A 19025-nucleotide genomic window follows, 5' to 3' on the forward strand; every position below is an offset into this window, starting at 1 on the left:
CGGATTCATCCTCTCTTTCTATCTGTAAATTGGACGATAGCGACGGTAATGTTGTCGCTTCCGCCCAAGCGGTTGGCTTGATTGATCAATTGATCGGCTTTGACGTCAGCAGAAATCGGACGTTCGAGCACGAGCAAAATATCTTCATCCGTCAAGTGATTCGTCAACCCGTCCGTACAGATTAAGATCGTGTCGAATTCAGGTTCGGCAAATACTTGTAAATCAGGTTCGACGTGCTCGTTCGAACCAATCGCGCGCGTGATGATGTTCCGTTTCGGATGGACCCGCATCTCTTCCTCGGTCAGTTCACCGAGCTGTTTCAAGACGTTGACGTAAGAATGGTCTTCGGTCAACTGATGCAGCGCCCCGTCGCGTAACGCGTAGACGCGGCTGTCCCCGACGTGAACGATGACGATCGTCTCATCGTGCCAGCACACCCCGGCAATCGTCGTCCCCATCATGACGAGGTTCGACTGTTTTGAAAAGGCGAGCACTTGTTCATTGGCTAGTTCCACGTTGTCGCGGAACCACTGCTCCATTTCCATCGGCGTGGCCGGAAGCGTCGGGAAAGCGCGTCGGAACTGTTCGATGACGAGTTCACTCGCGACTTCCCCGGCTTCATGCCCGCCCATCCCGTCGGCAACGAGGGCGATTCCGGCGTGCTCGTCCCCTAAAATCAGAACGGCATCCTCGTTTTGCGTCCTCACTTGCCCACGGTCGGTTCGATAGGCTAATTCCATCTTTCCCATTACCTCGTTTCTTGTTCGCGCTCCTTCGCTCGAAGCTGCCCACAAGCGGCATCGATATCCGAACCTTGTTCGCGACGAATCGTCACGTTCACTTTTCGATCTTTGAGCACTTTTTCAAAGGCAAAAATTTGTTTACGCGGTGTGCGGACGTAGTCACGCTCGAGTACGTGGTTGACCGGAATCAAGTTGACGTGACATTTGACGCCTTTCAACAAGTCGGCGAGTTGATGCGCGTGCTCTTCCGTGTCGTTGACGCCGCCAAATAAACCGTATTCGAACGTGATGCGGCGACCGCTTTTCTCCGTATAGTAATTGACGGCTTCCATCAACTTATCCAAGTTGTAGGCCCGGTTGATCGGCATGAGGCGTGTCCGGATTTCCGTCGTCGGCGCGTGAAGCGAGATGGCGAAGTTGATACGCATCCCTTCATCGGCGAACTTGTAGATTTTCGGTACGATCCCACTCGTCGACACCGTGATGTGGCGTGAACCGATGTTCAAGCCGTCGTCGTGGTTGACCGTGCGCAAAAAGCGCATCAATTCGTCGTAGTTATCGAACGGTTCGCCAATTCCCATGACGACGATCGAGTCGACACGTTCACCGCTCGCGTCGAGCGCGCGTTGGACGTCGAGCACCTGGGCCGTGATTTCACCGGCTTCTAGGTTACGTTTCAAACCGCCGAGCGTCGAGGCACAAAACGTGCAGCCGATGCGGCAGCCGACTTGGGTCGTGACACAGACCGAGTTGCCGTACTCATGGCGCATGAGCACCGTCTCGATGGAATAACCGTCTTGAAGCTCGAACAAGAACTTGATTGTCCCGTCCTGTGACTCTTGACGGACGAGTTCTTTGAGTGTCGTCAATTGGAACGCCGCATCTAATTTCTCGCGGAGCGGTTTCGAGACGTTCGTCATTTCGTCGAACGATGTCACCCGCTTGACGTACATCCAGTCGTATAACTGTTTCGCGCGGAACGACTTTTCTCCTGCCTCGATGAGCCACTGTTCGAGCTCTGCGTACGTGAGGGAATAAAGTGACGGTTTGGCACCGACCAATGGATTTTTTTCAACTGCTTTTGGATTCATGTTTATACCTCTTTCTTGAATGCGGCGATATAGAAGCCGTCCGTCCCGAACGACGTCGGGAGTAATTTAAGTTCAGCACGGTCCGATGGCACCATCGAACGTACAGCGTGCGGGAGTCGCTCACGGAGCGTGTCATCCCACGTCAATCCGTTCGACAAGATATAGTCGGCCTGCTGCTCATTCTCAGACGGGTCGATTGTACATGTCGAGTACACTAGCGTACCACCTCGTTTTAAGAGAGGCAAGACAGCGTCGATAATTTCCCGCTGGACTTTCGGTAGCCCTGCGAGTCCGGCTTTGTCTTTTGTCCACTTGATGTCCGGTTTCCGGCGAATGACGCCTAACCCTGAACACGGGACGTCGAGCAAAATTCGGTCAAAGCTCTCTCGTTCGAACTTGTCTCCGGCGCTACGCGCATCGAGGGCAAGTGCGGTCACTCCATCGATCTGAAGACGTTTCGCTTGGCGTTCAATCAATTTTGCTTTGTGCGGGTGCAAGTCGAGCGCCGTGAGCGAGCCACCGTCCATCCGTTCGGCCGTATGCATCGCTTTACCGCCCGGGGCGGCACATGCGTCGAGCACGTCATCATTCGCGTCGACACCGATCGCGTCGGCGACGAGCATCGAACTCTCATCTTGGACGGAGAGCAACCCTTCATCAATCAAGGATGTCGCGTGGACGTTCCCCGATTCGATGACGAGCCCGTCTTCTGACAACTCGGAACGTGACGTCAGTACCCCTTCGTCGGCTAAACGGTTCATCACCGCCTCGACGGTCGTCTGTTTCCGGTTGACCCGGACGGTGACCGGTGCCGGCTCATTGTTCAATTTACACATCGCCTCTGTCGCTTCGACGCCGTACGTATCGACCCAATCGGCGACGAGCCAATCGGGATGGCTATGTTCGATGGCGATGCGTTCCACGTCCGGCAATGTCGACAAATCAGGGAATCCGTCGCGAAGCACGTTTCGGAGTACGCCGTTCACGAATTTACCGGTGCCCGAATGGCCACGCTTTTTCGCGATTTCGACCGCCTCATGCAAGACGGCGCGGTCAGGCACTTTGTCGAGATAAAACAGTTGATACACACTCATGCGCAACAACGGCAAAACGAAACGGTCGAGCTTCCTCGGGTTCTGAATCCGTTTCTCTAAAATATAATCGAGCGTCCGTTTCCGCCCGAGCGTCCCGTAGACGAGTTCTGTGTAGAGGCCGACATCTTTCGGGGCCAACTTCTTTTGTTTCAACAAATCGTTGACGGCAATCGTCGAATAGGCCCCGCCTTGTTCAATTTTAATCAGCGTATCAAGCGCTGCTTGTCTTACGTTCATGTCATCCTCCTAATTGGTCGCCCACTTGCAGTTTCTGTCCAGCTCCACGCATGAACGTGGCACCGTCCATTTGTTTTTTTCCAGCCGGTTGTAACAACGTCACTTTGATGGCGACATCATTTCCGGTCGCGACGACAAATCCGTCCTCCTCGAGGCGGACGATCGTGCCCGCTTCCCCGCTGCCCGTCGTCTTCTCGCTCGCGAACACTTTGACGCGTTCTCCGGCAATCGTCGTATAGGCGGTCGGGAACGGGTTCATCCCGCGGATATGGTTGTAAATCGTTTCGCCCGGTTGCGTCCAGTCGAGCGCTTCCCGCTCGCGACTGATGTTCGGCGCGAACGTGACGTCTTGCTCGTCTTGCGGCACTGCTTCAATCCAGCCTGCCAAAAATGCCGGTAGCGTCCGAATCAACAAGTCAGAGCCAGAAACGGCGAGCTTGTCGAACAGTGTGCCGACCGTATCCGTCTCCTCGATTGGCACGATCGTATTCGCAATCATGTCACCCGCGTCGAGCTTATCGACCATATACATGATCGTGACGCCCGTCTCGCGCTCTCCATCGAGAATTGCTTGGTGAATCGGCGCCCCGCCGCGGTACTTTGGTAGCAATGAAGCGTGAACGTTGATGGCGCCGTGTGGCGGTGCCTCTAACAGCTCCGTCGGGACGATTTGTCCATATGCGGCCGTCACGATCAAGTCTGGCTTGAGCGCGAGGATGTCCGCATAATCGGTGCGAACTTTTTCCGGTTGCAACACCGGGATGTCGTGGCGAAGCGCACACGCTTTCACCGGTGTCGGTTTCAATTCACGTTTGCGGCCGACCGGTTTATCCGGTTGCGAGACGACACCTACGACATTGTATCCTTCTTCGAGCAGGCGCTCAAGCACAGATACGGCAAACGTCGGCGTTCCCATGAAGACGATTCGCTTGTCCGTCCCTTTATCCGGAACGGCGAGCTTATCCGTGAACAACACACCATCTAAGTGGTCAATCTCATGTTGAATCGCTCGAGCGAAAAAACCGCTCGCTTTCACGCGCTGCTCGCGCCCTTTTAAATCTTGTGTCTTGACGACAATCGTCTCATGGCGTTCGACGAAACCGAATTCACCCGGAATGCTCAAACAGCCTTCGAGCCCGACTTCTTGACCCGACGTCTCGATGATCTCCGGGTTAATCAAGACGAGCGGTCCCGTCTCGTCATCCGTATGGACGACGGCGAGACGTTGGTTCAAGTTCACTTGCGGCGCGGCGACGCCGACCCCGTCATACTCGTACATCGTGTCGAACAGACGGTCGACCGTTTGACGCAACTTTTTATCAAACTTCGTCACCGGCTCACAGACGACCCGTAAAATCTCGTTTGGTACTTCTACTACTTTATACATCAAGTTCCACCTCACATGAATACGTATGGATTTACATCGATACTCAATTGATATTCTTTTTTGCTTATCGCTTTCGCCCGTGCCTGTTGGAGCGTGGCGAGCGCCGGATAGAGCGACTCGGGCTGTTTCGTCTTGATGAACAGCTGATAGCGATACATATTTTTCAATTTTGACAGCGGCGCCGGCATCGGTCCGTTCAATCGCGATTGGTCGATGTGCATGTTCATAAAGTCTTCGGCGAACTGCTCGGCCTCGGTCTGCGCGACGAGCGGGTTCTCGGCCGCGATCGTGACGAGCGTGACGTACCAATACGGTGGATGCGTCCCGACTTGCCGCAGTCGCATCTCCTGCTCATAAAATGCTTCATAGTCATGTTCACTCGCCGTCTCGATGACGTAATGCTCCGGGTTGTACGTTTGGACGTACGCCTCTCCCGGAAGCTTACCTCGACCGGCACGGCCCGCCACTTGTGTGACGAGTTGGAACGTGCGCTCGGTCGCCCGAAAGTCCGGCATGCCGAGCGTCGCATCGGCCGCGAGTACCCCGACGAGCGTGACGTTCGGGAAGTCGAGCCCTTTGGCAATCATTTGCGTGCCGAGCAAGATGTCGGCCTCGCCGTCCTCGAACCGTTTCAGCAGTTGTTCATGCGCTCCTTTGCGTGACGTCGTGTCTTGGTCCATTCGGATGATTCTCGCGTCCGGGATGCGGTTGAGCAGCTCCGTCTCGATTTTCTGGGTACCGGTACCGAACTGTTTAATTTTTTTACTGTCGCACGATGGACATTTGGATGGCATCCCCATCTCATAACCACAATAGTGACACTTCAATCGATCGCCGTGTTGATGATACGTCAAGTTGACGGCACAGTGCGGGCACGTCAGTCCCTCCCCGCAATCCCGACACATGACGAACGTCGTGAACCCGCGCCGGTTGAGCAAGATGACACATTGTTCTTTTTTCGCGATGCGGTCGTTGATGGCGACAAACAAATCTTCCGAGAACATCGTCGTGTTGCCTCGTGCGAGTTCGCGCCGCATATCGATAATGTGCACCGGCGGCATCTTACCACCGTAACGCTCTTTCAAATGAAGATAGCGATAGACGCCGCGTTGCGCCCGTGCATACGACTCGAGCGACGGTGTCGCACTGCCGAGCACGACCGGACAGCCGTGATAGCGGGCCCGCCAAATCGCCACGTCCCGCGCATGATAGCGCGGGTTCTCTTCTTGCTTATACGTCGTCTCATGCTCTTCATCTAAAATGATGAGCCCGATGTTCTCGAGCGGGGCAAATACGGCCGAACGGGCCCCGACGACGACGTCGACTTCACGGCGCTTAATTTTACGCCATTCGTCGTATTTCTCTCCTTGGGAAAGCGCGCTATGGAGCACAGCGACGCGGTCCCCGAAACGGCGTTTGAATCGCTTCACCATCATTGGGGTCAAACTGATTTCCGGGACGAGTAAAATCGCTTGTCTGCCTTCATCGACGACTTGGCCAATCGCTTCGAGATATACTTCAGTCTTTCCGCTCCCTGTCACGCCATGCAACAACAGCGTCTCCCCGGCCTCCGCTTCACGAATCGCTCTCACGGCGACCGTCTGACTGTCGTTTAACTCGACCGTCTCGGTCACTTGCTCAATCAAGGCGTACGGGTCACGATTCAATTCAACCTCGGTCACCCGGACGGCGCCGAGCGCCTCGAGTTTTTGAAGCTGTGCCCGTGACAGGCCGATTTGCCTGAGCGACGACCAATACATGCGGGGCACGTCTTCAAGCAGACGCATCGCTTCTTGTTGCTTTTTCGCCCGGGCCGGAACGACACTCGCATCCAATCGTTCGATGACGAGGTCTGTCTTCACGGTCCGTTTTTCTTTTAATACAGGTGACAACGAGAGCTCGCCTTTTTTGGCGAGATCGAGAATGACGGACTGGACGTCTTTCGGATATTCCGACAAATGTGTACCGGCCCGAACCCCTTCCGGGAGCACTTCGCCTTTAATCTCTTTGTCATAGCTGACTTTGAGCGCGGCCGGGAGCATGGCGAGTAAGGCTGATGATCGGAAACAGAGCGTCGTCTGTTTCACGTGGGTCGACAAATCGAGCAGCTCATCGGTCAAGGACGATTCCTCATCAAGAAGTGCCTCGAGCGGCTTGAGCCCGTCCCGGGTCCCTTCGGACAGACCGGTGACGATTCCAAGGAGTCGCCGCGTTCCGAACGGGACCGAGACACGCATCCCCGGCTCGATGAGCGATTCGAACTGGACCGGCACTTCGTAATCGAACGGCCGGTCAATCGTGATGACCGGTGCATCGACGTGGACGTGTGCAATCATCGAATCGCTTCCTTAAATTGAAGCAACAGCGCATGCGCCAACTCCTGTTTCGATTGGCGCGGTAGCCGGTGAACCGAGCCGTCCGCACGGAAGAGGGTGACCTCGTTCTCGTCTGCCCCGAACCCGATGCCCGGTGTCGCCACGTGATTCGCCACGAGATAATCGACACGCTTTTTCTCGAGTTTGGCGCGGGCATGCGTCTCGAGCTGCTCGGTCTCGGCGGCGAAACCGACGAGTATTTGGTCCCTTTTCTTCATCCCGAGCGTCTTTAATATATCTGTCGTCTCTTCGAGCTCGATCGTCAACGGCCCATGGACTTTCTTATGTTTCTCGGCATGGACGGTCGTCGGTCGATAGTCGGCGACCGCGGCCGATTTAATGACGAGGTGCTGGTCGTCGAAATGTGCGAGCACCGTCTCGAGCATTTCCGCGCTCGACTCGACGGGGAGCGCGGTCACGCCGTCGGGAATCGGGATTTGAAGCGGCCCGTGCACGAGCGTGACGTAGGCGCCCATATCCCGGGCCGCCTCGGCGAGGGCGACACCCATCTTCCCGGATGAGTCGTTCGAAAGGAACCGGACCGGATCAATCCGTTCGACCGTCGGGCCGGCTGTCACGAGCACGCGTTTACCGAGGAGATGTTTTGGGACGAATTGGCTCGCGATGATGCGCAGTAAGTCTTCCGGTTCCGGCAGACGTCCTCCGCCAATCCAACCGCAGGCGAGGTTGCCGACGCCAGGTTCAATGATTTGATACCCGTATGATTTGAGCGTCTCGATGTTACGGCGCGTCGCCGGATGGTCGAGCATGTTGACGTTCATCGCCGGCGAGATGATGACCGGACACGTCGCCGCTAAAATCGAAGTCGTGATAAAATCGTCCGCTAACCCGTTCGCGAGCTTTGCAATCATGTTCGCCGTCGCTGGTGCGACGACGATCAAGTCACTCGTATCCGGGACGTCGATGTGCGCGATTTTTGTCGGGTCATGTTCTTCGAACACATCCGTATAGACCGGATTCCGGCTGAGCGCTTGGAACGTCGCTTGACCGACGAACTGCTCGGCAGATGCGGTCATGGCGACGCGCACGTTCGCGCCCGCTTGTACGAGTTTCGACGTGAGTGCACACGCCTTGTAAGCAGCGATCCCACCGCTCACACAAAGCAAGATGTTCCGATCGTTCACCATTCACCATTCTCCCCTTTATAGACAATGAGACCCAAGTCGCAAACGACTTGGGTCACACTTCATCCGTTGTTCTTTTCGTTCGCGATGATTGTCGTGTCACCCGAATACAGTTCTTCTAGCGCTTGTCCGACCGGCTTATACGATTTTGGCGCGGCAACTTTCGGAGCTTTTCCGTCCTGAATTTGACGGGCCCGTTTAGCAGCGACCGTCACGATCGTGTACTTCGACGGGATTGTACGTTGTAAGGCATCAATCGAAGGGTATAACATTAAATGACCTCCATCATGGCTTTTTTATAGAGAGACGCGACACGTTCACGTTTGCAATGCTCGGCCGTCACGATCGCTTTGATGCGTTCAATCGCTTTTTCGACTTCATCATTGGTCACAACGTAATCATAGGCATCCATCAATTCGATTTCTTCACGAGCGACGAGCAGACGTTGTTTGATGACTTCTTCCGATTCCGTACCTCGACCGACGAGGCGGTTGCGGAGCTCTTGCAGGCTCGGCGGGGCCAAGAATAAAAAGACGGCTTCCGGGAAGCGTTCCTTCACTTGGAACGCACCTTGGACTTCAATCTCTAAAATGACGTCCTTCCCACCTTCGAGCGTTTCGCGTACCCACTCGACCGGTGTCCCGTAATAGTTCCCGACGAACTCGGCATGCTCGAGCAATTGCTTATGCTCAATCATGTCTTCAAACTGTTCTCTCGTTTTAAAGAAGTAATGCACTCCTTCAATCTCACCTTCACGTGGTTTCCGTGTCGTCGCCGATACAGAATATTGAAGGTTGTTATCCTCTTCCTCACGGAGTACGCGGCAAACGGTTCCTTTGCCGACACCGCTTGGACCGGACAAGACGATTAATAAACCTCGTTCTTTAAAATTCAATGCATTGCCCTCCATCTTCTAACATCACATTTCATAATAATAGCAGTCCACCGATTGTTACGGCAAGAAGAAGTTCGGATTTCCTACTTCATCGTACCATATTTTCCGTTAATCTGATAACGTAGAGACAGAAAAAGAACAAAGGTGATGAGACTAGTGGCATATGATGGATTAATGACATACCGAGTCGTGACGGAACTTCAGGCGCTCGTCGGTGGACGAATCAACCGCGTCCACCAGCCGTATGCGCTCGACTTGATGATGCAAGTGAGATCGAATCGACAGAACGTACAATTGCTCGTGTCAGCGAACGCGATGTACGCCCGACTTCAATTGACTGATACCGCAATTAAAAATCCGCAAGAACCTCCGATGTTTTGCATGATTTTACGAAAACATATCGAAGGTGGATTTATCACGGCTGTCGAACAAGTCGGCCGTGACCGTGTCATCGTCATTTCGGTCCGTTCGCGAAACGAGCTCGGTGACGAGGAGAACAAACGGGTATATATCGAATTGATGGGGCGTCACTCGAACGTCGTCTTGACGAATGAGGACGGCAAAATTTTAGACGCCATCAAACATTTACCACCGTCCCAAAACACGTACCGGACAATCATGCCGGGTAGCGAGTACTTGTTGCCACCCGCTCAAGACAAATGCGACCCGCTGACAGAACGAGTGGAAGGATTAAAACGCATCGACTGGAATGCAGGCAAGCTCGATAAACAGCTCGTCTCAAGTTTCGCCGGGATGAGCCCACAAATCGCACAAGAAATCGTCTATCGGGCCAAAACGCCTAACCGCGCGAGTCTCGAGGCGGCGTTTGACAGTGTCATTGCTGACCTTGAAGGCGAATACGTCTTCCAACAGCTCGCCTCCGGAAAAGAACGGTTCGCTCCCGTCCGCTTGACGTTCGGTGACGTCATGTCAGAAGAGACGTATGACTCGAGTAAAGACGTGCTCGACCGCTTCTTCTATGAGAAAGCGAACCGCGACCGCGTCAAACAGCAGGCGCACGATGTCGAACGGTTGCTCAAATCCGAGCTCGAGAAAAATCAGTTGAAACGAAAACGTCTGCTCGATGATTTGAAGGCGACGGAACGGTCCGATGAGCTCCAAAAGTATGGCGAGCTGTTGACGACCTACTTATTCCAACTCGAGAAAGGGATGACCGTCGCTCACGTCGTCGATTATTATGACGAGGACGGTGCCATGATCGACATCCCACTCGACCCGCTCAAGACACCGAACGAGAACGCGCAACGCTATTATAAGAAATACAACAAATTGAAAGTCGCAAAAGTCGAGGTGCAAAAGCAAATCGAGTTGAACGAAGCTGAGATCGTCTATTTGGAGACGTTGATCGCGCAACTCGATGTCGCCGCGCCGTCTGACATTATCGAAATTAGAGAAGAACTCGCTGAAGGCGGGTATATCCGTCAAAAGGCGCAAAAGAAGAAACAGACGAAAAAGATTGCCCTCGAAGGGTACGTCTCGTCGACCGGCACGGAGTTTTATGTCGGGAAGAACAACACGCAAAACGACCATTTGACGTTCAAATTCGCACGACGTGACGAGATTTGGCTTCACGTGAAAGACATTCCAGGCTCCCACGTCATCATCCGTTCGGTTGAACCGGACGAGACGACACTCCTCGAGGCGGCGACGGTCGCCGCCTACTTCTCGAAGGCGCGTGCCTCGAGCGGGGTTCCGGTCGACTACACGAAAGCGCGCCACGTGAAAAAACCGAGCGGCGCGAAGCCCGGGTTCGTCATCTACACGGATCAGCAGACGGTGTACGTCACGCCGGATGAGCGGCTCGTCAAATCACTCCAGCAATGAGCATTGGCCACGTCGCATGACGTGGTCTTGTTTGTGTAGATTCTTAGTATTGCCTTCGCTGGCACCCTCCATTCCTGGGGTGATGCGACGGAGACCCAGCAGCGACTTCATGTCGCGATGCGGCTCCGGGATTGCCTGAGGAAAGCGTAGGCGCCGAGAGGACGAGCATTTTTATGAATCATGAACACAGGCTCCGTCATCGCGACGGAGCCTGTGTTTGTTTCGGGTCATGTTTGAACAACTCAAGCTGTTCATGGTAGTCAAGCAAGTGCCCGTGCAAGATTTCTGAGACGGATAAGTCTTCATGGGGCAACGTGAACAGCGAGTACGGCTTATCACACGTATAGAGGATGTCATGGTGATGGGCGAGTAAATATAAAAACTCGGCCTCGAACGTCTTTCGATCCTCCTCATCCATCAATAAGAGCGCCTCGCGATGTTCCGCTAAACTCTCGAGCAAGAGGACGAGCTTGTCCTCAAGGTGAATCAACAACCGATATTGTTTAATCGTTAAATGCTTCAACTTCACGTTCGTGACTTTCATGTCCTCTTGTAGCATCATGTGCAGTTCTTGATGACCGAGGATGCGGGCCCTCGTCTCGAGCAGTTCGGCCGGCGAACCGACGAGTTCACGCCAATGATGGAACATATAAGACGACGTCTTCCGAATCTCGCCGAGGAGTCGCTCCTCGTAACGCGGCGGCATGAACGCATAGTTCACACCGAGTGAGACGAAGACACCGACCGCGGTCAATAACGACCGGGTCCACGCGTAGTGGAAGAAGTCGGTCGTCGGATTCTCGAGCATGAGGACGATGGCGAACGCGGCGTACGTCGACATATGCGTCTTATCGAACGTCGTGTTCAGCGTCAAGGCGACGATGACGGCGAGTCCGATTGAGATCGGGTTGACACCGAACGCATAGACGATGAGGAGGCCACACATCAGTCCGACCATCGTCCCGAAGATTCGACTGAAGACGATTTTTGACGAACGTTTGACGGTCGGCTGCATCGCAACGACTGCAGCGATTGCACCCATACCGGAATAAATACCGAATACATACCATGACAACGCGATGGTGATGGCGACGGCAATACCCGTCTTCAACGTCCGGAGACCGACTTTCGGGATATATCGCTTATCCATCATTTCAATTCAACCTTCCCTGTCTCCGCGATTAAATGGATGGTCGGACGATTTGAGTTGGACAGCTGATACACCCCATCACCCAGCTCGTTGTAGCGATCACTCGCGGTCACACTGCCACCCGTATCGACGTTCACTTGTCCAGTCGCATGGCGCGGCTCGAATGTAAGCGCACCAGCCTCCGTCTGAACCGTCAACGCCTGATTGACGACAATGTCACTTACGGACGCCTCCCGGTAAGATCGGATATCAGCTTGGACGACCCGGACCGTCTCGAGCGTCACATCACTCCGCGTCTCGACACGCAACCGGTCCGATTCGACTTTCGTCAGATTAACCGCATTCGCATCCAAAACGATGGATTTCGCAATCAACCCTTGTCCCGTCACTTGTTCGGCCGTCACATCGATGGATGTCATCGAACTTGGCAAGGCGACGCGGATTTTATAACGTGACGGCGAATCGCTCGGTCGGCTCCCGAACTGGCTGAAGCGCCCGAACCGCTCGACGATTGAAATCGTATCCCCGACCGCCTTCACTTTTACCGTCCGTTCCTTCGAGTTCGTCTGTAACACCTCGACCTGGACTTTTTCATTCGTGCTACGGACGAACTCGACATTGCCATGCGCCGTCTCAAGCCGCAGCTTCTTCATTTGGTAGCGGTCCTCGTATTTGTCTCCAAGGGCCAACACGTCGCTAAATACGAATAAGTTCACGAAAAAGAGGACGGGGAGGACGAGGAGGACGAGACCGAACGTGATTTTACGATGTTTCGGGACGTCTTGAAACCGGGCTTTCCATGACTTCCCTTTCATTCTAGAGTACGCCATATCTATCTCCTTCTTCATCTGCTTTCCCTATTCTAACACGTTCAGTATGTCATGATGCACAAAGAAAAAGAATCCGCCCGGAGGTGGATTCTTAGAAGAATGGATTATGATGTGACGCGTTCACTCCAACTTGTCGGGTCCGTTCGCCAATCATGTAAAGAAGCGGCCTCATCTTCACGGATGAGTTGTTGATCGACGGCGACATCAAGCAAATCTGATAAGGTCGTCAGTGCATCCGCAGTTAGGCCAGAGTCCAACAGGTTGATGGCGAGACGGTTCAAGCTGTACGAGATAATCGCTTGAATCTTCACGACTTCGCCGCCCGCTGTCTCGACCGCTCGAGCGGCTTTGATGCTCGATTCCCCGGTCGACAACAAATCTTCAATCACGACGACACGAGCCCCTCGTTCGAACCGGCCCTCGATTAAATTCCCTTTGCCATGACCTTTCGCGCTTGAACGGACATAGACGAGTGGTAACCCAAGACGGTCGGCAACAAGCGTCGCATGCGGAATCCCCGCTGTCGCCGTCCCTGCGATGACATCGACGTCGAGCGGTCGAATCGCTTCGACGAGCGCGTCGACAATCAAGTTCCGAACCTCGGGATGGCTAAGCGTCAAGCGGTTGTCACAATAGATCGGACTTTTCAGTCCGCTCGACCATGTGTACGGGTTCTCCGGCGAGAGTGTCACGGCTTCAATCTTTAGCAATGCTTCAGCGATTTGTTTCATACGTTCTACTCCATTCGTTAAGGTAATGTGTGTAAGCGGCGTTCGGGTCAACGGATCGGGTGATCGGTCGGCCGACGACGATGGCGGACACGCCGGCGTCGCGGGCTGCCTGAGGCGTGGCGACGCGTACTTGGTCGTCGGCTGCCTCGTTCAGTCGGATACCCGGCGTCACCGTCAAAAAGGTTGAGCCGAGCGCTTGGTGAATCGCCTCGGCTTCATGGACCGATGCGACGACCCCGTCGAGCCCCGCCCGTTGTGCCATCGATGCCTGCCTGAGGACGGCCTGTTCGAGCCCATCGCGAATGTGTAGCTCATCGGCGAGCATCCGTTCATCGGTCGACGTGAGCTGAGTGACCCCAATCAATCGCGTCGTGTCATTCACGTCACGCAATCCCTCTAAGGCGTAACGCATCATCGTCTCGCCCCCAAGTGTATGAACGTTCGTCAATTCGACACCGAGACGGCCGATTTGGCGCAGCGTCCGGCGTGCCGTCTCGGGAATATCATGGACTTTGACGTCTAAAAACACCGGATACCCTTCGCCGACGAGCCGTTCGACGAATCGCCCTCCTTCGCGATAGAACAGCTCCATGCCGACTTTTACGGCCGGTCGTGCCTCGATGCGCTGTAATAAACGAAACGCATCATCCGCCGTTTCGACATCAAGTGCGAGATACAATCTGTTCATACGCTTTCCCCCTCACGTCTAAAATATGATCGATTCCGAGTTCGTCAAGTCTGTGCGGTAACGCTTCGATAATTTCTTGACAGACGTACGGATTCTCAAAGTTTGCCGTCCCGACGGCGACAGCCGATGCGCCCGCATAGATGAACTCGAGCACGTCATCGACCGTCCGCACGCCGCCCATGCCGATAATGGGGATATCGACGGCCTGGGCAACTTCGTATACCATCCGAATCGCGACCGGTTTGATGGCAGGCCCTGATAGACCCCCGATGCGGTTGGCAAGAATCGGTGTCCCCGTCGTGACGTCGATGCGCATGCCGACGAGCGTATTGATCATCGTGATGCCATCGGCTCCGGCCGCCTCAACCGCCTTCGCCATGTTCGTGATGGACGTGACGTTCGGTGACAACTTGACGTATACCGGTTTGGATGATACCGCTTTGACGAGACGGGTCAGTTCGGCCGCCATGACCGGATCGGTCCCGAACTGCATCCCGCCACACTTCACGTTCGGGCACGAGATGTTCAGTTCGAGCGCTTTCACAGTCGGGTCCGCACTCATCGTCTCGGCGACGTACACGTACTCTTCCGGCGTTGAACCGGCGACGTTCGCGATAATCTCGGTATCGAACGTTGAGAGAAACGGAAGTTTGTCCGAAACAATCGCTTCAGCACCGGGATTTTGAAGCCCGATTGCGTTCAACATTCCTTCCGCCGTCTCAGCGACGCGCGGCGTCGCGTTACCGAACCGTGACTCGCCCGTCGCTGCCTTGATCATAATGCCGCCAAGCATCGATAAATCATATAATTTCGCGAACTCTTCCCCGAAACCGAAACAACCGGATGCCGGCATGATCGGATTCTTTAATTGAAGCCCAGGTAAACTGACATGTAACCTCATAGCGTCACCTCCTCTGCTCGGAACACTGGCCCGTCGCTACACACTTTGACATAACCGCCAGGCGCCTCGCACACACAAGCGAAGCACGCCCCGATGCCACATCCCATCCGGTTTTCAATTGAGACGAAGCGCTCTTTGATATGCGACGCCGCGACCGCCTTGAGCATCGGTTCCGGCCCACAGCTGAACAAGACGTCGGCCTCGATGTCTGCGAGGGGACCGGTCACAAATCCGGCTTCCCCGTAGGAACCATCGACCGTCGTGATGATCGTCTCCCCGAGCGCACGGAACGCCTCTTCATAGAACACACTTTCTTTTGTATCAAACCCGAGAATCGCAATCGTTTCAATCCCCCGTTCCGTGAGCAGCCGTCTCGTATAATATAGCGGCGGCACGCCGATGCCACCACCGACGAGGACGACACGCTTACCCGTCTGTTCGAGTGGAAACCCGTTGCCGAGCGGACCGAGGACGTCTAATACGTCACCCGGCCGTCGTGCAGCGAGGTCTTGTGTCCCTTTCCCGATGACTTTGTATAGGAAGGTCACGACGTCCCCCTCGACGTTCGCGACCGACAGCGGGCGCCGGAGTAACTCGGACGTCTTCACATGGAAGAACGTCCCTGGCGCGATCACGCTGTCCTCGACCGACACTTTCATCTCCATCGCCCCTTTTGCGATTGGATGATTCGACAATACGGTTGCGAACTGTCTCATACGGTCACTCCGAACTCGGTGAATGCCGGCAGGCTCGTCGTCTGGAACGAGAGGCTCTCGATGACTTGGAGCAGCGCCTTCACCGTATCGAGCGACGTCAGGCAGAGCACCCCTTGCTCGGCCGCGGCCCGACGGATGATGAACCCGTCTTTCGTCGTGAGGGCGTCGCGTGTCGTCGTGTTCAAGACGATGTCGACACCACGTTCGATGACGCTCAGCATCGTCTCGCCTTCCTCACTGATTTTCCCGACCCGTTTTACTGGAAGTGCCGCTTGCTCGAGAGCGTGTGCCGTACCGCTCGTCGCCATCAATCGGAATCCGAGACGATGGAACCGCCGCGCGATGTCGAGCGCTTCGGCTTTATCTTGATCGGCGATTGTCAACAGGACGTTCCCTTTCAAGGCAATCGTCATGCCGGCGGCGACGAGCCCTTTATACAGCGCCTTCTCGAGCGTCCGGTCGGTCGCCATGACTTCACCGGTCGACTTCATTTCCGGCCCGAGCGTTGGATCGACTTCTTTTAGTTTTGCGAAACTGAATACCGGTACTTTGACCGAGATGGCGTCCGCTTCCGGATGCAAGCCGGTCCCAAGCCCGAGGTCTTTCAAACTCGTCCCGAGAATCGCCTGCGTGGCGATGCGCGCGACCGGGAGGCCTGTCACTTTCGAGATGAACGGGACGGTCCGGCTCGCCCGTGGATTGACCTCGATGACGTATAAGTCGTCGGCATAGACGAACTGGATGTTGAGCAGCCCTTTTATGCGGAACGCCTTGGCAAGTTTAATCGTGTAGTCGACGACTTGTCGTTTCAACTCGTCAGAGAGTCGCTGTGGTGGATAGACGGCGATTGAGTCGCCCGAGTGAACGCCAGCCCGCTCGATATGTTCCATGATGCCCGGGATATAGACGTCCGTCCCGTCACAGATGGCGTCGACTTCAATCTCGATGCCTGTCAAGTAGCGGTCGATGAGTACCGGGCGCTCTTTTGAGGCGACGACGGCATGGCGCATGTAGCGTTCGAGCTCCGACTGCTCATACACGATTTCCATCGCCCGTCCGCCGAGCACGTAGGACGGTCGGACGAGGACCGGATAGCCGAGCATGTCGGCACAGGCGACGGCTTCTTCGACCGTCACCGCTGTCTTCCCTGGTGGCTGGGCGAGTCCTTCTTTTGTCAACGTCGCCTCGAACGCTTTCCGGTCTTCGGCGCGGTCGAGGTCCTCGAGTGACGTCCCTAAAATCTTGACGCCTTCCGCTTCGAGCGAGGCCGCCAAGTTGATGGCCGTCTGACCGCCGAACTGGACGATGACGCCGAGCGGCTGTTCGTTCCGAATGACTTCGAGCACGTCTTCGGTCGTGAGCGGTTCGAAGTAGAGCCGGTCCGAGATGGAGAAGTCGGTGGACACCGTCTCCGGGTTGTTGTTGATGATGATTGCTTCATAGCCCGCGTCACGAATCGTCTGAATCGAGTGGACGGTCGCATAGTCGAACTCGACGCCTTGTCCGATGCGGATCGGACCCGAGCCGAGGACGAGAATCGACGGTTTTTCGGTCTTCACGGCCTCGTTCTCGACTTCGTACGTCCCATAAAAGTACGGCGTCTCCGAGGCGAACTCGGCGGCACACGTATCCACCATCTTATACACTGGCCGGACACCCCAGTCGTTCCGGAGCGATGTGATCGTCTCCACATTCTCGTTCACGATCCGGGCGATCATCTTGTCGCTGAAGCCGAGTCGTTTCGACTCGACGAGGCTGGCTGGTGTGAGCGGTTCACGCCGGAGCGTCGCTTCCTGTTGCCAAATGCGGGCGAGTTTCGACAGGAAGAAGCGGTCGATTTTCGTCAACTCATGTAACTGCTCTGGCGAATACCCGCGACGAAGCGCCTCATACAGCATCCATAACCGCTCGTCGGTCGGCGTCGTCAACTCGCGTTCAAGTTCATGTTGACTCAATTGTGCGAGTCGCGGCACGGCCATGTCCTCTATCCCGAGTTCGAGTGAGCGGACGGCCTTGAGGAGCGCCTCTTCGACGTTACGCCCGATCGCCATCACTTCCCCAGTCGCTTTCATTTGCGTGCCGAGACGGCGGTCAGCCGATTCGAACTTGTCGAAGGCGAAGCGCGGAATTTTGGCGACGACGTAGTCGAGCGCCGGTTCGAACGAGGCGTAACTCGTCTCCGTCACCGGGTTCTTCAGCTCCGACAGCTTATAGCCGACGGCGACCTTGGCCGCGAGCTTGGCAATCGGGTAGCCCGTCGCTTTCGAGGCGAGCGCCGAACTGCGCGACACGCGCGGGTTGACTTCGATGACGTAGTACGTGAAGCTGTCCGGGTCGAGGGCGAACTGGATGTTGCATCCCCCTTCGATGCCGAGGGCGCGGATGATGTCGAGCGAGACGCTACGGAGCATCTGATAGTCGCGATCCGACAACGTCTGAGTCGGGGCGAAGACGATCGAGTCGCCCGTATGGACCCCGACCGGATCAAAGTTTTCCATCGCACAGACGATGATCGCCTGGTCGCTCGAGTCGCGCATGACCTCATATTCGACTTCTTTCATCCCGGCGATCGACTTCTCGAGCAACACTTGTGTCACCGGGCTCGCCTTGAGACCTGACTCGACGATTTGCTCGAACGACGCCCGGTCATGGGCGATCCCGCCACCGGTTCCTCCGAGCGTGTACGCCGGACGGATGATGATCGGATACCCGATTTGCTCCGCGAAGCCCCAGGCCGCGTCGAGCGACTGGACGATCTCGCTTTCCGGTACCCCGTGGCCGAGCTTGTACATCAAGTCGCGGAACTGTTCCCGGTCCTCCGCTTGTTCGATGGCCGACAGTTTCGTCCCGAGCAATTCGACACCGCAGTCCGCCAAGACACCGCGACGGTCCAGTTCCATCGCCAAGTTGAGTCCGGTCTGGCCACCGAGTGTGGCGAGAAGCGCGTCGGGACGCTCTTGACGAATGATCCGTTCGACGAACTCCGGTTCGAGCGGTTCGATATAGACACGGTCCGCCGTCGTCGGGTCGGTCATGATCGTAGCGGGGTTCGAGTTGACGAGGATGACTTCGTAGCCTTCTTCTTTCAAGGCAAGACATGCCTGTGTACCAGCATAGTCAAATTCTGCCGCCTGTCCGATGACGATGGGGCCTGATCCGATGACGAGGATTTTCTGAATATCTGGTCGTTTTGGCAT

Annotated in this window: 16 protein-coding genes and 1 pseudogene; 1 reads left to right on the forward strand and 16 read right to left on the reverse strand. The window is 55.4% G+C overall.

What is annotated here, in order from left to right:
- Positions 1–5: 5 nt before the first annotated feature.
- From KNP76_RS01085 to gmk, 9 genes and pseudogenes are all read right to left on the reverse strand, one after another.
- Positions 6–740 (reverse strand): Stp1/IreP family PP2C-type Ser/Thr phosphatase, encoded by a 735-nt coding sequence (locus KNP76_RS01085; protein WP_034808987.1) that lies wholly within the window; start codon positions 738–740, stop codon positions 6–8.
- Positions 741–748: 8 nt separating this feature from the next.
- Positions 749–1834: a dual-specificity RNA methyltransferase RlmN gene (gene rlmN, locus KNP76_RS01090; protein WP_214842181.1), complete on the reverse strand. Its 1086-nt coding sequence runs from the start codon at positions 1832–1834 to the stop codon at positions 749–751.
- 2 nt (positions 1835–1836) lie between these two features.
- On the reverse strand, positions 1837–3165 hold the full coding sequence (gene rsmB, locus KNP76_RS01095) for a 16S rRNA (cytosine(967)-C(5))-methyltransferase RsmB (RefSeq protein ID WP_034808980.1): 1329 nt from the start codon (positions 3163–3165) through the stop codon (positions 1837–1839).
- A gap of 1 nt (position 3166) precedes the next feature.
- On the reverse strand, positions 3167–4138 hold the full coding sequence (fmt, locus tag KNP76_RS01100; RefSeq protein ID WP_256440919.1) for a methionyl-tRNA formyltransferase: 972 nt from the start codon (positions 4136–4138) through the stop codon (positions 3167–3169).
- Positions 4127–4552, reverse strand: a pseudogene (def, locus tag KNP76_RS15760) (peptide deformylase); the annotation flags it as partial. The gene fmt and the pseudogene def, both read right to left, overlap by 12 nt.
- A gap of 11 nt (positions 4553–4563) precedes the next feature.
- On the reverse strand, positions 4564–6888 hold the full coding sequence (gene priA / locus KNP76_RS01105) for a primosomal protein N' (protein ID WP_034806386.1): 2325 nt from the start codon (positions 6886–6888) through the stop codon (positions 4564–4566).
- The gene (gene coaBC / locus KNP76_RS01110; protein WP_214842183.1) at positions 6885–8075 is read right to left on the reverse strand and encodes a bifunctional phosphopantothenoylcysteine decarboxylase/phosphopantothenate--cysteine ligase CoaBC; all 1191 of its coding nucleotides are present in this window, start codon (positions 8073–8075) and stop codon (positions 6885–6887) included. The genes priA and coaBC overlap by 4 nt, the downstream gene beginning before the upstream one ends.
- 59 nt (positions 8076–8134) lie before the next feature.
- Positions 8135–8344, reverse strand: a complete 210-nt coding sequence (rpoZ, locus tag KNP76_RS01115; RefSeq protein ID WP_034806394.1) for a DNA-directed RNA polymerase subunit omega — start codon at positions 8342–8344, stop codon at positions 8135–8137.
- Positions 8344–8967 (reverse strand): guanylate kinase, encoded by a 624-nt coding sequence (gene gmk / locus KNP76_RS01120; RefSeq protein WP_081825825.1) that lies wholly within the window; start codon positions 8965–8967, stop codon positions 8344–8346. The genes rpoZ and gmk overlap by 1 nt, the downstream gene beginning before the upstream one ends.
- Positions 8968–9123: 156 nt before the next feature.
- On the opposite strand from gmk, the gene KNP76_RS01125 reads away from it, so the two are divergent.
- On the forward strand, positions 9124–10812 hold the full coding sequence (locus KNP76_RS01125) for an Rqc2 family fibronectin-binding protein (RefSeq protein WP_034806400.1): 1689 nt from the start codon (positions 9124–9126) through the stop codon (positions 10810–10812).
- 196 nt (positions 10813–11008) lie between these two features.
- Here KNP76_RS01125 and KNP76_RS01130 read toward each other — a convergent pair whose 3' ends face one another.
- From KNP76_RS01130 to carB, 7 genes are all read right to left on the reverse strand, one after another.
- Positions 11009–11962: an FUSC family protein gene (locus KNP76_RS01130; protein ID WP_251137275.1), complete on the reverse strand. Its 954-nt coding sequence runs from the start codon at positions 11960–11962 to the stop codon at positions 11009–11011.
- Positions 11962–12792 carry a DUF4097 family beta strand repeat-containing protein gene (locus KNP76_RS01135; RefSeq protein ID WP_214839428.1) on the reverse strand — a complete coding sequence of 277 codons (831 nt, stop codon included), beginning with the start codon at positions 12790–12792 and terminating at the stop codon, positions 11962–11964. Before KNP76_RS01135 ends, KNP76_RS01130 begins: the two co-directional genes overlap by 1 nt.
- A gap of 104 nt (positions 12793–12896) precedes the next feature.
- On the reverse strand, positions 12897–13523 hold the full coding sequence (gene pyrE / locus KNP76_RS01140; RefSeq protein WP_214842185.1) for an orotate phosphoribosyltransferase: 627 nt from the start codon (positions 13521–13523) through the stop codon (positions 12897–12899).
- Positions 13507–14211: an orotidine-5'-phosphate decarboxylase gene (pyrF, locus tag KNP76_RS01145; protein ID WP_214842187.1), complete on the reverse strand. Its 705-nt coding sequence runs from the start codon at positions 14209–14211 to the stop codon at positions 13507–13509. Before pyrF ends, pyrE begins: the two co-directional genes overlap by 17 nt.
- Positions 14186–15112: a dihydroorotate dehydrogenase gene (locus KNP76_RS01150; protein ID WP_214842189.1), complete on the reverse strand. Its 927-nt coding sequence runs from the start codon at positions 15110–15112 to the stop codon at positions 14186–14188. Before KNP76_RS01150 ends, pyrF begins: the two co-directional genes overlap by 26 nt.
- Positions 15109–15828 carry a dihydroorotate dehydrogenase electron transfer subunit gene (locus KNP76_RS01155; protein WP_034806414.1) on the reverse strand — a complete coding sequence of 240 codons (720 nt, stop codon included), beginning with the start codon at positions 15826–15828 and terminating at the stop codon, positions 15109–15111. Before KNP76_RS01155 ends, KNP76_RS01150 begins: the two co-directional genes overlap by 4 nt.
- Positions 15825–19025 (reverse strand): carbamoyl-phosphate synthase large subunit, encoded by a 3201-nt coding sequence (carB, locus tag KNP76_RS01160; protein WP_214842191.1) that lies wholly within the window; start codon positions 19023–19025, stop codon positions 15825–15827. Before carB ends, KNP76_RS01155 begins: the two co-directional genes overlap by 4 nt.

This window comes from Exiguobacterium sp. s150 (genome assembly GCF_018618435.1).
In the GTDB taxonomy this organism is placed as follows: domain Bacteria; phylum Bacillota; class Bacilli; order Exiguobacteriales; family Exiguobacteriaceae; genus Exiguobacterium; species Exiguobacterium alkaliphilum.

Excerpts from the sequence above, each read along its gene's own strand:
- KNP76_RS01085 (WP_034808987.1), bottom strand. The coding sequence starts at position 740 with ATGGAATTAGCCTATCGAACCGACCGTGGGCAAGTGAGGACGCAAAAC.
- rlmN (WP_214842181.1), bottom strand. The coding sequence starts at position 1,834 with ATGAATCCAAAAGCAGTTGAAAAAAATCCATTGGTCGGTGCCAAACCG.
- rsmB (WP_034808980.1), bottom strand. The coding sequence starts at position 3,165 with ATGAACGTAAGACAAGCAGCGCTTGATACGCTGATTAAAATTGAACAA.
- priA (WP_034806386.1), bottom strand. The coding sequence starts at position 6,888 with ATGATTGCACACGTCCACGTCGATGCACCGGTCATCACGATTGACCGG.
- coaBC (WP_214842183.1), bottom strand. The coding sequence starts at position 8,075 with ATGGTGAACGATCGGAACATCTTGCTTTGTGTGAGCGGTGGGATCGCT.
- rpoZ (WP_034806394.1), bottom strand. The coding sequence starts at position 8,344 with ATGTTATACCCTTCGATTGATGCCTTACAACGTACAATCCCGTCGAAG.
- KNP76_RS01130 (WP_251137275.1), bottom strand. The coding sequence starts at position 11,962 with ATGGATAAGCGATATATCCCGAAAGTCGGTCTCCGGACGTTGAAGACG.
- KNP76_RS01135 (WP_214839428.1), bottom strand. The coding sequence starts at position 12,792 with ATGGCGTACTCTAGAATGAAAGGGAAGTCATGGAAAGCCCGGTTTCAA.
- pyrE (WP_214842185.1), bottom strand. The coding sequence starts at position 13,523 with ATGAAACAAATCGCTGAAGCATTGCTAAAGATTGAAGCCGTGACACTC.
- pyrF (WP_214842187.1), bottom strand. The coding sequence starts at position 14,211 with ATGAACAGATTGTATCTCGCACTTGATGTCGAAACGGCGGATGATGCG.
- KNP76_RS01150 (WP_214842189.1), bottom strand. The coding sequence starts at position 15,112 with ATGAGGTTACATGTCAGTTTACCTGGGCTTCAATTAAAGAATCCGATC.
- KNP76_RS01155 (WP_034806414.1), bottom strand. The coding sequence starts at position 15,828 with ATGAGACAGTTCGCAACCGTATTGTCGAATCATCCAATCGCAAAAGGG.
- carB (WP_214842191.1), bottom strand. The coding sequence starts at position 19,025 with ATGCCAAAACGACCAGATATTCAGAAAATCCTCGTCATCGGATCAGGC.